The sequence below is a fragment of the Janthinobacterium salmonicoloratum genome, assembly GCF_051380845.1.
In the GTDB taxonomy this organism is placed as follows: domain Bacteria; phylum Pseudomonadota; class Gammaproteobacteria; order Burkholderiales; family Burkholderiaceae_D; genus Janthinobacterium; species Janthinobacterium lividum_F.
Genome location: NZ_JBNYXV010000001.1, coordinates 924,217 through 935,788, shown reverse-complemented (window position 1 = coordinate 935,788; position 11,572 = coordinate 924,217). Strand labels below are relative to the sequence as shown.

Sequence of the window (11,572 nt, the reverse complement as noted above, 5' to 3'; positions counted from 1 at the left end):
GATGCCGCAAACCATCATCGCCGACATCGACAATGCATTGCTGGCCGCGCTGGACGCCAGGGCAGGTTTGCTCACGCTGCGCGCCATCCTGCTGCGCTACAAGGCCAGCGGCGTGACGGCAGCGCAAGTGGCCGCCTTGCTGCAGGAACTGCGCCCCGCCACGCAGGAGGGGCCGCTGGAAGACGTGATACTGGACGCCCTCGACATGGTGACGGGCTGGTGCGGGCCGCAGCTGCGGGTATGGGGCGAGGCAGGAGACAACCGTGCATCCTGAAAAGTTCAAGCAGGTGGCGGGGCTGCCGTCCGCCGAACGCCATGCCTACTTTGTGCGCAAGGTGGCCGATACGCAAGAAGTCTGGGGCTTGTACCATGATGGCTGGGCCACGGCGCAAGCTGGCGGCAAGGTCGCCATCCCGTTCTGGCCGGAAGCGGCATTCGCGCAAGCGTGCGCCAGCGATGACTGGGAGCATTTCCAGCCACGCGCCATCGCGCTCGACGATTTTTTGAACAAGTGGCTGCCCGGCATGGCGAGCAATGACCAGCTGGCTTCCGTGTTTCCCGTGCCGCAAGGCAGCGCCAGCATCGCGGCGCCTGCCGATTTGCTTGCCGACCTGCGAGATGAAGTCAGACACTATGAATAATCAGGAAGAACGCCTCGATGCCTGGTACGACGGCTCGGCCATCTGCTTGATCGCCGTCGGCGCGCAGGGCGACCCGCTGGACCTGGGCGACGACGAAGTGCGCGCGTTGATCGCGAAACTGCAGCACTGCCTGGCCGAGTCCGAAGCTTCTGCGACACCCGACTGACGGCTCAGGCGGCCGCCAGCGCCTTTTCCATCGCCACGCTGGCCAGGCTGATACCGCTCGGATGCGCATACGCTTCCTCGCGCAAGAAGACAAAGCCGGCGGCCCGGTAAAACGGCACGGCGTTCAGCGATGCGGACAATTGCAAGCGCGCCATGCCGCGCCCGCGCGCCAGTTGCTCCAGCGCCGCCAGCAGGCGCTTGCCGATGCCCAGACCCGCGCGCGCCGGATCGACAAACACGGCATCGACTTCGTGTTTATCCGCATCCAGCATGGCGTAGCCGACAATGGCCTCGTCCTGCATCGCCACGATGCCGCCACCCGCGGCCAGCATGGCGGCATACGCAGGCGGCACGGGCGACGCCGTCCACACAGTAATTTGCTCCGGCGCATAATGCGTTGCGCAGCCGACGCGCACGGCCACCGTGCGCAAGGCCCACAGGGCGTCGATGTCAAAGGGCAGGGCGGGACGCAGGGTGACGGTCATGGAAGTTTTCCGGGCAAAAGGAGCATGCTAGCGCAATGGCTTGCATCACGCCAGCAAGAGCGCCTGCCGTGTTTGTCCATTCATCACTGCGCTGGCTTGTCCGGATCGAAGTAGTACGAACCCGGCGGCGCACCCGGCACTTTCACCCGGAACTTCAGGCCGGACAGCAGCTTGTCCCACAAGGCGATGGCTTCGTCATCAGTGAGTGATGCGGCCTTGGCTGCGCCTACTGTGTTGTAGGCAACCTTGGTGTACATATGCGCCTCCAGCACAGATGGATTCGCGACATCGCGCGGCTTGCCGACCAGCGCCCATTCAAAATCGTGCACGCCATCTGTTCGTCGTATCAGCGATTCCTCTCCCTGCCAGTGCTGGACGTTGCGTTTGCCCTCGCGTAGCAGGGTTCTCTTGGGATAGCGATTGCCTTGCCGGTCTTTTGCTTGCTGAATTCGGTGAATTAAGGAAAGGTCACCTCTCACTTTCCTTTCGAACTCAGCAGGTGAATAATCACCATAAGCGTTCTTATTCGAGCTGACGGAGAATGTTACATCTGGGAAGCTGGGGAGATAGAGTCCTGTATTGACTATTTCTTGTTCATTATAACTATTGTTAAAAATGAATCCATAAGGGATACAGTTGCCGGGTTCGGACGGTATGTCATCTTCTTTGCGTAGGTGTAAATTTTTTGCGCGAACTACTTGTTTTTGTTCAGCACTTTGCTTGGTCTGGCCTTCAGGAGTCGAATCTCCTATCGTAAATGTGATGTTTCCTTTTGTAATATATGTGTTGAAATATGTGTCACCTTCCTTTTTGGTGTACTCATTTTCAAAATACTGAATCTGCCAACTGTCTTCAATTGGGCCTGCACCATTGTAGATAATTTCCGAGGTTGGATTATTGAACTTTATTTGTTCAATATCTTCTAAAACCTGTATGTCCCTCCCTGCCAATCCATCGGTTCTTATTCCAATCGTCGATGGAAGGGAAACCCCTCCAGAAATTAATTCAGCCTCTTGCGGTATGCGCAGGGAGTAACGCCCAAAACATGCCAATTTCGTTTGCAGAAAGAGCACTTCAAGACGTTTAGTAAGAGCAATATTTTCTGACACGGCATTCTCCTCGATGGCACTTTGCGCTTTGCAAGGTTGAAATAATCCAAGCACTACAATGGTAGTGAAAAGAAATAATACTTTCTTTTTTTTATTGAGCATGATCAAGTCCATTTTGCGGTTTTTGCTATTTGTATAATGGAATACAGCATTGAAGCAAGTACATTAGGATTTGAATAGCTATCTTGGTGCCCGTAATCAGTTCCATCTTTCACCCCATGAATAAATAATCTTTCCTTTTTAAAGCACTTTTCTAAATTTTTCGAGGGGACTGTGTCATCGCCAGCAGCACTGGCTGGCATTAGCCTTAATCGTAATTTTCTAGGGCCAGCTTGAACAACAAGCTCATTTTTAGCGTTGTCTTCAAGTAGCGTCCATTTTTCAGATGGAGGTAAATTTTGGTTTCCCTTAGAATCTGATAGTCCGTTGTTGAGTCCCTCGGTTACTTTAAATACGACATTCCCGTAACTTAACCTCTTTGGCGACGCGCAGTAGCTTGCAAAGGTGGTGGTGTGAAAACTTTCTTTTATTGAGTTCAAGAATTTGAATGCATTCTTAAGCTTATACTTGACGTTATCAAGGCCACCTCCACTTTTTTTATCGATATTTGCCGGATTTATCCATTCCGGATTTATCAGCCGCCACCACGCATTGGGTGGCTGCAAATAAATAGCATCCAATGCTGTAGCACCCTCGCGCGGCCAGCTCCACAGTTCTTTGTCTTGCTGATCTACCACCCTGAGCCATTTTTCACCGTAGACGACGCCAGGCATCATCTCCAGCGGTGCCGGGGCATTCGCCAGAATGGCGGTCGCATGGATACCACTGATGCCAAGTACCTCTGCTTCGTATTCACCCGCAGTAGTGTCTTTTTCCTGAAAACCGAAGCGCATGCGTTTATATGCTCCGGCGGCGCCGATGGCTGGCATAACACTGTGATAAATGCCAAGTATTGTCAGGTCGTTGTCGTTGACTATTTTTCCATAGTCAGGGTGTATCAAGGCGCGAGCCAGAAGGCCACCCATGCTGTGAGTGACCAGAATGACTTCATGACATTTGAAGCCCCGTTCACGATAACCTTTGACCAGGCCTCTTAGGCGTTTGGTAATGGTCGCGGCAGTGACGCCATTGCTCTGCACAAAGTTGTAGCCCATCGCGTGAACTGGATACCAGCATGCAGCGATTTTTTTCAAGTCTTCTTCAGTTACGGGATTGCCTGATACGCCACCAAACGTAGAAGGGTCTTTCATCACCGACGCACTCAAGCCGCTTGTCCCGCGCCAGACTGGATGCAGTTTCCCGCCTAACACCATATTGTTCATGTGCTTTTCAGTGTGTTGCAGCATGGAGCCATAAGCTCCATCAAACAACACTTCACTCCAGCCGCGCCATCGCGCCACCTGCGCTGGAGTTGCGAACGCTTGCGGTTTCCCTTGTACAGGACGACTGCTGGGGTTGATTCTGTTCGATCCCATCAGGGGAGGAATGGGGGTCAGACTGTCAGGAACATTCTGGTGTCGCATATCTGAAGCCATTGTTTCTGGTCCCTCCGCGTCAAACCGCTCATTGTTTTCTGTGTAATGGTAGTATTCGACTTCTGTTTCGTTGGGGTCAAACACCAATTGACGTTGTTGAGGCGTAGCCTCTCTGAACCATCCGCCCAAACCAGTTCCGGCGGCGACATCTGCCATTCCTCCCACCCCCATCAAGTCATCCGGTCGCCATGCTCGATTGTCCGGGCGCTCCAGCTGTTTTTGCCGTACCTTGGACATACGTAAGTTGCTGCCCATGACACCTGGCAGAAAAATGATCGGTATCACTTTACCGGGTGGCTTGGCGACTTCATGGCGTGCTGTATCGCTGGTTCTGGTCATTTGCACTGCATACTCAGCCCATCCGCCCACACCTTGTGTAAATTGTCTTTGATGATTACCTCGTTTGTTCAGCTCATCGTTGTCACTCATGGCAGTTCTCCTTTGTATCGAATCACATAGCTGTCCATGCCGGTGGATTTTTGTAGGTTCGTCGAACCGTCGTCACCGCTTTTGCCTACGACGTTGCCATCCTCTCTCAGTATTTCGAAGTCGATGCCGACAGCGGGCGTGTCGCCCGCTTCCATCAACAACACTTCCTGATCAAAATTGCTGCTTGGCCGTTCATTGAATTCCTGCGACACGCTCTTCGGCGCCAGTGTTTCCAGGTTGCCGTTGAAGAGCACAGGGGACGAGGTAAAAAACTGCACCTTGTCGCTGATTTCCAGCATGTGGTTGGCGCCGTGCAGGCGGACGCCTTTCTTGCCCTTGATGTTGACCCAGTCCGCTTCGCTGATCAGCGACAGCACTTTCTGGGCGAGGATTTCCACCTCGTCGCTGTGGGCCTGGATGGACACCTTGCCGCTGGCGGCGATCAGTTTCATACCGGCCTTGTGCACGAACAGGCTGAAGGTCTTGGCGATGCTGGCAAACATACTGTCGCCGCTGGCGAGTGAAATATGCTTGCTGCTGGTGAGCGCCACATGCTCGCTGGCTGCCAGGTGGATGGACTGGGCCGTGCTCAGCTCGATGCCGGCCGGACTGGCCAGCAGCAGATGCGGTTCGGACAGCTCCGGGAAATCGCCGCCGGCGCCTTTGATAGCGGCGTTTTGCCGCTGGATGGACTCGGCGACGGCGCCCTGTTGTGCGGCGCTGTCTTGCGCACCCGCGTCAACGGCCATGCCGGCCAAGCCTTGCTGCAGTTGACGTGCTTGCGCCAGGCGTGCCTGCGTTTCGTCGAGCTGTTTGACTGATCCAGTTCCTGTTGTTGTTTCTGTGGTGATCAACATGCCCCTGGCAGCGCGTAGGGCGCCCCAGGCGTTGCTGCTCAATTCAAAGCCCACACCGCGCGCTTCCTTGCGGCCGGCATTGTCGTCGATGCGGGTGATGTTGCCCAATGAAAGACGGCTATCCTGGTGCTCGCTGCGCAGCTGTGCCTGGATCGCCCCCTTGGTATCGTCGAGCACAAGATGGTTGGCGCTGCGGGCGCCCAGTTCGCGGCTGCGCAAGCCGGACAGGGCGCGCTGCTGCGGCAGTTGCCAAGGGGGGAGGTTCGCACTGTTGTAGACCACACCAATGACGATGGGGTGGTCGATATTTCCGTCCTGGAATTGCACGACGACTTCCTGCCCCACGCGCGGCAAGGCGATTTGTCCCATTTGCGGTCCCGCCATTGGCATCATGACCCGTATCCATGGCGAGCTGCGCTCATCGAATTCCCCCAGGCGGTCCCAGTGAAATTGCAGGCGGATGCGTCCCAGTGCATCGGTATGGATTTCCTCCCCGGCCGGCCCGACCACCAGCGCTGTCTGCACACCGGCAACCACGCACGGTGTGCTGTTGTAGCCACGGCCTGGCCGCCAACGGATGTCCCGGCGCACGCATGCCATATTGTTGACATAGTGCGAGGAGGCGCTGGGACCTGCTTGATAATTGTTGCTGGCGGTATGCTCGACTGACAGGATCAGGTACTCGCGTTCGGCAATGCTGTCGGGCCGCTCCTGGCCGGGCTGGTAGCGTTTTTCCTCGCCGCTGAAATGTCCGTCGAGCCGGAAACAGAGGCCAGGCTGTGCGGCACGATGATTGCCGGCCGCCTCGAAATACTGGCGCAGATGGTCGCTTTCTTCCATGCGGCGTTGTGCCAGAGACTCGCCATCATCGACATTCTTATAGCCATAAGCGCCCGTGTTTTCATATAGTTCGTGGGCAAATACATCGCCCTGGCGATTCAGGGAGTAGCCACTGGCGAGGCGTGGCTGGGGATTTTTATAGTCGAAACTGGCCAAGGTCAGCTGCCCGGAGCCGATCCGGCGCACGGCTTGCCACTGTTGCAGGCCATCGTCTTCCATGGAACCCGATTCGGAGTGAAAATGCATGGCGCCGTCGCCGGATAGCGTGGCGATCATGTCAGCCAGGGTGCTGTTGTCTGCAAGCCAAAGCGTATGGCCATCGGCGCGGTGCTCGTACCAGTAATGCCAGCCCAGCGCCTCCCAGCGCCGGTGCAGGTGGTTGTAGTCGGTTTCGTTGTGCTGGTTGGCGCAAGTGATCTGCGGATCTTCGCCATGGATGCTGGTTTTCCAGTCGCGCTGCTCGTAGTGCGCAAACGTTGTTTCGGTCAGCTGCATCACGCTTTGACCATGAAAGGACACATTGTCCTGACGCAGCCGGGCGAAGGCCAGCCATGGTTGCAGCACCATGCGGTACCAGGCAAAGCCGCCATCGGCGCGCAGCAGGCAAAACTCGCCCACATAGCCGTTAAAGTGGCGCAGCGTGCCATCGTCGCGCACCATTGAAATGGTCACCATGCGGCCCATCATGGCCTTGAGCGCAATATGCGCGTCATCGGACAGCAGTTCGGCCTCGAAACGGAAGTCGCGCGACACTTCTTCCCTGGCGGTCAGCGAATTGACCAGCAGGATGGCGCCGGCCGGTCCATCTTCGTGGGGGAACTCGATCTTCAGCAGGCGCCGTTCTTGCGCGGCGAGGTCGAAGGCTGAAAGTGCCGCCTGGATGCTTGCATGCATGGCCTGCCTCCGTTATAGGGATGTGATCAGGTGGGCGCCACAGGCGGTGGCATCGCCGTCATAGGCGTACGGCTTGCCCATGTGTTTTGCGCCGGCGCCATCCGGCGTAATCGGAAAGTTGCCCTTGCACTTGGGGCAGAAAGTTGTGTCATCGGCCAGCACCGCCGTCTTCCCCATCACGGTGCTGCCGGACGATGCACTGGTGACCTTGCCGCCGTGATCGGTTGCGTCGCCGAGCCGGATGACGCCGCGTCCCGCATGTTTCATGCTTGCCTCGCTTTCCAGGGATGGATTGCTCAAGTCAGCTGCAACAGATAACGCACTTCGGCGCCGCGTACCTTGCCTTGTTCTGTTTGCAAGAACGTCGTCCAGCCCAGGCGCCGTCTTTCTGTCGGGTTGGCGCTTAGGAGCAGGGGGGTAATGCATGGCGGACTCAATATCAGTCGTACTTCATATTGCAGGTCTGGTACACCAAACAGCGTCAGCATCTTTGCCAGTGCTGCCGCACCTGGGCTGCGCGGCAGGAAGCGTTGCAGGCCAGCGGGATCCAGCGGGCCGATATGCAGGCACACGCGCATGTCCTGGCGCCAGAGCCGCAGGCCAAGAGTTGCGCCGCGCGCCAGGGTAAAGTTGACACTGCCCAGCAGGCTGCGCCGGTTCTTTTCCAGATAGTCCCAGCCACCGACGAATTGTTGCAGGGCGATTGGCACGCCGCAGTACTCGGCCAGAACGGGGCCAATCGCTTGCGCGGAGACGGGGCGGCAGCGCAGCAGACCAGCGTACCAGGCTGCGACGTCTTGCGTCACGGCATCAGGTTCGCCAGTCGACGGCAGCGCAGTGCGCTGCACGCCGGCCAGTGCCGTCAGCAAAGGCAATTGTGCATCCCTTGCCTGGGTCTGGAGCGTGGATTCCAGTCGATACTTTTCCCATGCCTGGCAGTACAGTGCAACCATGCGGTGCGAAAAGATATCGAGGAAGGCCGAGACGCCAGCGTCTTTGCTCGACAAGCGGTAAGCGGCGATGCGTTCCGAGTGGTGCAAGGGCAAGGTGCCGCCGACGCCCAGAAAACGCATGAACGTCGGAGTCAGGCTCAGTTGTTCATTGTCGTCGAGCGAGAGCTGCTCTATTTCACTGGCCGGAAAACTCAACGACAAGCTGTTCTTGAAGCGTAACACCTGGCCGAAGGCTTGCGCATGGGACACATTCTGGCGACGTAGCCAGCACAGCAGAATACGTATCGCCTGGACGAACTGGTAGCGGTGGGGCTCGGCCAGCAAGTGTCGCATTACACCAGATTCTGCAGTCCGCTTCTTGGTTTGCATCGGATCAGCTCCTCTCCGCTTTGCAGTGACAGCACCACCAGTTCGATGAAACTATTGATTTGCACATACAGCCCAAGGAAGTGATCGATAACTTGCACAAACAGGTGCATGCCGCTACCGACGAACGCTTCCTCGTCAAGCGTGATGCGCACCTCCACGCCATGCGCCAGCGATGTGCCGCGCTTGTGTCGCAGCCATGTCGTGGTTGGCGAGTGCGCCAGCGCGACGATGCCGCCGATCTGGCGTTGCGAGCTTGCCGATTGGGACAGGTCATACAGCGTCAGCATTTCGCGCAGCGCCGGCAGACCCTCCTGGACCAGTGCGTGATGATTCAGCGCCAGGTGCGAAATCAGGCGCCAGTGCAGGCCCGCACCAGGGGAAAAGCAGCGCGGCTGACTGGGGCGTCGCAGCATTTGCAGTGCAGGTCCGCCGCCGCACGGTTGCAAGTCTCCTTGCGGCTGGCCGTATTTGAGCGACAGCGGGAGGTCGCGGTTACTGCATGTCAGCGACAACGACAGGCTGGCCTTTTCATGGATCAATGGATTGAAGTCGCTATCGACCAGCGTGATTTTCTTTTCGTGACCAGGACTTTTGATGGCCAAAGCCATGTCGTGGCGTACGACCCAGTAATGGCCTTGTTGCGCCGCACCCTCTCCATGGCGCAGGCTGTATAGCGGGCGAAATTCGGTCAGCGTGCTTTCCCCTCCGCGTTGGCGCAACAAGCGCACCGCATCGACAGTGACGACTTCGTAACCATGGGCATGGGTAGCATGGGCCAGTACGGAATAATCGGTTTTCTGCCGGGTGATGGCGATCGGCACGCCTTCCTGGCGGAAAAGATTGATCGCCGGACTGCAGCCTAGCTTCAAGTTTTCGCTGGAAATACTGGACAACATGCGCGCCGCAGCGGAATCGGGTCGCAAACCGGCCATGCACAGATGCAGGGTGAAGCGCTGGCAAGCAGGCGGCAGGGCAGCACTCAGCGCCGCGATATCGATGTCAAAGAAATTGAATTTTTCCGGATACGCAAAATACTCGCTCAGGACGCGGTAAGCCGGCTGTGAACGGGCACCGAAAGGTATCAAGGCGGCCGTGTCGCCGAAGCCGACGGGCGTCACAGGCACGGCGGGCAAGGCCATCCATTGCACCGTGTCGATAGACACAAAAGCGCAGACTGCATGCATGAACAAGGCATCGCGCAATGCGGCGGAAAACGATGCTTCGGCATCGATGAAAACGCGCAGGGATGCGGGCGCCGCATCGAGATGACGGATGCCGATGTTCAGCGAGGAACTGGTCGATGCTGGCAGGCGTACGCCGGGTGGCGCCTTGATCATCGCATCGAAAACCGTGCTTTCCAGTACCGATGCTCCTGTCGTCATGTCGTAGACCGTCTTGAAGCGGCAGCGCACGCCGCGCACAGGCGTTGCGTCCATTTCACTGCCGGCCGGGAGGTGCAATACGCCCGCCCCAGCCGCTGGGACGGACTGATGCACGATGCTGCACGATGGGAAGGGGCGCAGATAGTGTGGGAACAGGGCTTCGAACAAGGCTTCGGTAAATTGCGGATAGTCGTCATCGAGCCGTTTTGAGATGCGTGCCGCCAGCATGGCCACCGATTCGATCAAGTGTTCGACATGGGGATCTTCGCAAGACTCGCCGGACATGTGCAATTTGCCGGCGATTCTCGGATAGCGTTCGGAGAACTCACGGCAATGTCGCCGCAGCATCACCAGCTCGCGTTCGAAATACGGCAGCAAGTCCTCCATCTCTCTTTTCCTGTGTCTGTGCAGCGGAATGGTCAGTATCCGAGCGTTTGCTCAAAGGTAAATTGCGTTTGCGCAAATAATTGAACAGGGTTGCTGCGCAACATCAAGGACTTCCAAACTGGCAACATCAGACTGGCAAGGCAGCATGATTCCAACGGTCAACATGGAGAACGCAATGACATTGCCATCCAAACTACTTTGGTCCGAAGGCCTGGCCATTGGTCCCCAGCAATTTCAGCAGCTGGACCGCTACCATGAGGCGCGTCTGCAACGTCTGGCCTCACTAATTAATCCACATTTGTGGGGCGTGCATGGCATTCGCTGGAATGCGGATGCACTGGCCAACAATAGCCTGCGGGCGGACGCCATGTCGCTCGTTTTTCAGGATGGAGAACTCTTTGAAGCGCCGCTTGGCGATGCGTTGCCCAGTGCGGTTGACCTGTCCAAGCTACCTTCCAGCGAACATAGTTTTACTTTTTATGCGGCGCTACCCGCGCTGCAGGCACATGGCGGAAATTTGAGCTCTGCTGGCGCACGCTATGTCCAGGCGGATATCGAAACCCCGGATCTTTACAGCGAGGCAGTCAGCATAGACGTGGCTTACCTGAAGAAGCGCGTGTATCTGTTGTCGCAACTGGACCCCCTGCATGATTACCTTGCCATTCCGGTGACCCGTTTGTACCGCGCTGGCAATGGCGGCTTTGAAGTCGATACCTCCTTCATTCCGCCTGGCCTGACCATCAGCGCCGAGTCTTCGCTGCAGAAAATGCTTGATTCGCTGATCGATCGCATGGGCGCGAAAATTGAGGCGCTGTACAGCCGTCACCGTCAGCCCGGTAAAAATACGGTTGAATTTCATGGCGGGGATGTTTCCTCGTTCTGGATGCTCCATACATTGAGCACGGCCAGCGCCACGCTCAGTCATTGCGCCAGTTACCGGCGCCACCATCCCGTGTATTTGTTTGAAAAATTGATGGCATTGGCCGGTGGCTTGATGACGTTTTCGAAAAAATACACACTGAGCGATTTGCCGGCATATTGTCACGATGACGCGGCTCCCGGTTTCGGCAAGCTCGATGGCATCATTCGCGACCTGATCGATACTGTTCTCCTGTCGCGTTACTTCCCGATTGCGCTGTCTAACGACACGCAACAAAACACCCATTACCACGGCTTGCTCGATGCCAAGCGGATTGACCGTCAGACCGAACTCTGTCTTGCGGTAAACGCTGATATGCCGGCGCTGGAACTGGTCGCCACGGTGCCGTTGCAGTTCAAGATTTCATCTCCGGACAATATCGAACTATTACTGGGCCGGGCACTTCCGGGGGCCGAGTTGCGCCATATGGCCCAGGTTCCTGCCGAGGTGCCGGTACGGCCCAATACGTATTACTTTTCCATCGATAACAAGGGCAGTATTTATGACAGCATGGTCAAGGCCCAGGCGATTGCGATTTATGTGCCGTCTGGCATAAAAGGGCTGAAGCTGGAATTGTTCGGTATCAGCAGCACCGCCGCTTAACGCT

At 56.9% G+C, this 11,572-nt stretch carries 11 protein-coding genes; 4 read left to right on the top strand and 7 right to left on the bottom strand.

Annotated features, from left to right (window positions below; all coding sequences use genetic code 11):
• The first annotated feature begins 1 nt into the window (after position 1).
• From ACQ4WY_RS04315 to ACQ4WY_RS04305, 3 genes are read left to right on the top strand one after another with little or no spacing between them, the layout of a single operon-like run.
• Positions 2-274 (top strand): hypothetical protein, encoded by a 273-nt coding sequence (locus ACQ4WY_RS04315; RefSeq protein ID WP_436502970.1) that lies wholly within the window; start codon positions 2-4, stop codon positions 272-274.
• Positions 264-641 (top strand): DUF2750 domain-containing protein, encoded by a 378-nt coding sequence (locus tag ACQ4WY_RS04310; protein WP_436502969.1) that lies wholly within the window; start codon positions 264-266, stop codon positions 639-641. Before ACQ4WY_RS04315 ends, ACQ4WY_RS04310 begins: the two co-directional genes overlap by 11 nt.
• Positions 634-807, top strand: a complete 174-nt coding sequence (locus tag ACQ4WY_RS04305; RefSeq protein WP_436502968.1) for a hypothetical protein — start codon at positions 634-636, stop codon at positions 805-807. The genes ACQ4WY_RS04310 and ACQ4WY_RS04305 overlap by 8 nt, the downstream gene beginning before the upstream one ends.
• A gap of 4 nt (positions 808-811) precedes the next feature.
• Here the strand turns inward: ACQ4WY_RS04305 and ACQ4WY_RS04300 are convergent, their stop codons facing one another.
• The 7 genes from ACQ4WY_RS04300 to tssF all read right to left on the bottom strand — a co-directional run bounded on the left by ACQ4WY_RS04300 (position 812) and on the right by tssF (position 10,046).
• The gene (locus ACQ4WY_RS04300) at positions 812-1,291 is read right to left on the bottom strand and encodes a GNAT family N-acetyltransferase (protein WP_436502967.1); all 480 of its coding nucleotides are present in this window, start codon (positions 1,289-1,291) and stop codon (positions 812-814) included.
• An 83-nt stretch (positions 1,292-1,374) separates the two neighbouring features.
• Positions 1,375-2,502: a T6SS immunity protein Tli4 family protein gene (locus ACQ4WY_RS04295; RefSeq protein ID WP_436502966.1), complete on the bottom strand. Its 1,128-nt coding sequence runs from the start codon at positions 2,500-2,502 to the stop codon at positions 1,375-1,377.
• 2 nt (positions 2,503-2,504) lie between these two features.
• Complete coding sequence (locus tag ACQ4WY_RS04290) at positions 2,505-4,364, bottom strand: esterase/lipase family protein (protein ID WP_436502965.1); 1,860 nt, start codon at positions 4,362-4,364, stop codon at positions 2,505-2,507.
• The gene (locus tag ACQ4WY_RS04285) at positions 4,361-6,955 is read right to left on the bottom strand and encodes a type VI secretion system Vgr family protein (RefSeq protein WP_436502964.1); all 2,595 of its coding nucleotides are present in this window, start codon (positions 6,953-6,955) and stop codon (positions 4,361-4,363) included. Before ACQ4WY_RS04285 ends, ACQ4WY_RS04290 begins: the two co-directional genes overlap by 4 nt.
• Before the next feature lie 12 nt (positions 6,956-6,967).
• Entirely contained in the window at positions 6,968-7,255 is a 288-nt protein-coding gene (locus tag ACQ4WY_RS04280) for a PAAR domain-containing protein (RefSeq protein WP_436502963.1), read from the bottom strand.
• Complete coding sequence (tssG, locus tag ACQ4WY_RS04275; protein WP_436502962.1) at positions 7,252-8,277, bottom strand: type VI secretion system baseplate subunit TssG; 1,026 nt, start codon at positions 8,275-8,277, stop codon at positions 7,252-7,254. Before tssG ends, ACQ4WY_RS04280 begins: the two co-directional genes overlap by 4 nt.
• A complete protein-coding gene (tssF, locus tag ACQ4WY_RS04270; protein ID WP_436502961.1) occupies positions 8,241-10,046 on the bottom strand; it encodes a type VI secretion system baseplate subunit TssF in 1,806 nt (601 codons plus the stop codon). The genes tssG and tssF overlap by 37 nt, the downstream gene beginning before the upstream one ends.
• A 175-nt stretch (positions 10,047-10,221) precedes the next feature.
• Here tssF and tssK point away from each other — a divergent pair, with 175 nt between their 5' ends.
• Positions 10,222-11,568 carry a type VI secretion system baseplate subunit TssK gene (tssK, locus tag ACQ4WY_RS04265; RefSeq protein ID WP_436502960.1) on the top strand — a complete coding sequence of 449 codons (1,347 nt, stop codon included), beginning with the start codon at positions 10,222-10,224 and terminating at the stop codon, positions 11,566-11,568.
• The last annotated feature ends 4 nt before the right edge of the window (positions 11,569-11,572 follow it).

What these genes read in the sequence shown, in the direction of transcription:
- ACQ4WY_RS04285 (WP_436502964.1), bottom strand. Translation starts at nt 6,955, where the DNA reads ATGCATGCAAGCATCCAGGCGGCACTTTCAGCCTTCGACCTCGCCGCG.
- tssG (WP_436502962.1), bottom strand. Translation starts at nt 8,277, where the DNA reads ATGCAAACCAAGAAGCGGACTGCAGAATCTGGTGTAATGCGACACTTG.
- ACQ4WY_RS04300 (WP_436502967.1), bottom strand. Translation starts at nt 1,291, where the DNA reads ATGACCGTCACCCTGCGTCCCGCCCTGCCCTTTGACATCGACGCCCTG.
- ACQ4WY_RS04290 (WP_436502965.1), bottom strand. Translation starts at nt 4,364, where the DNA reads ATGAGTGACAACGATGAGCTGAACAAACGAGGTAATCATCAAAGACAA.
- tssF (WP_436502961.1), bottom strand. Translation starts at nt 10,046, where the DNA reads ATGGAGGACTTGCTGCCGTATTTCGAACGCGAGCTGGTGATGCTGCGG.
- ACQ4WY_RS04305 (WP_436502968.1), top strand. Translation starts at nt 634, where the DNA reads ATGAATAATCAGGAAGAACGCCTCGATGCCTGGTACGACGGCTCGGCC.
- ACQ4WY_RS04295 (WP_436502966.1), bottom strand. Translation starts at nt 2,502, where the DNA reads ATGCTCAATAAAAAAAAGAAAGTATTATTTCTTTTCACTACCATTGTA.
- tssK (WP_436502960.1), top strand. Translation starts at nt 10,222, where the DNA reads ATGACATTGCCATCCAAACTACTTTGGTCCGAAGGCCTGGCCATTGGT.
- ACQ4WY_RS04315 (WP_436502970.1), top strand. Translation starts at nt 2, where the DNA reads ATGCCGCAAACCATCATCGCCGACATCGACAATGCATTGCTGGCCGCG.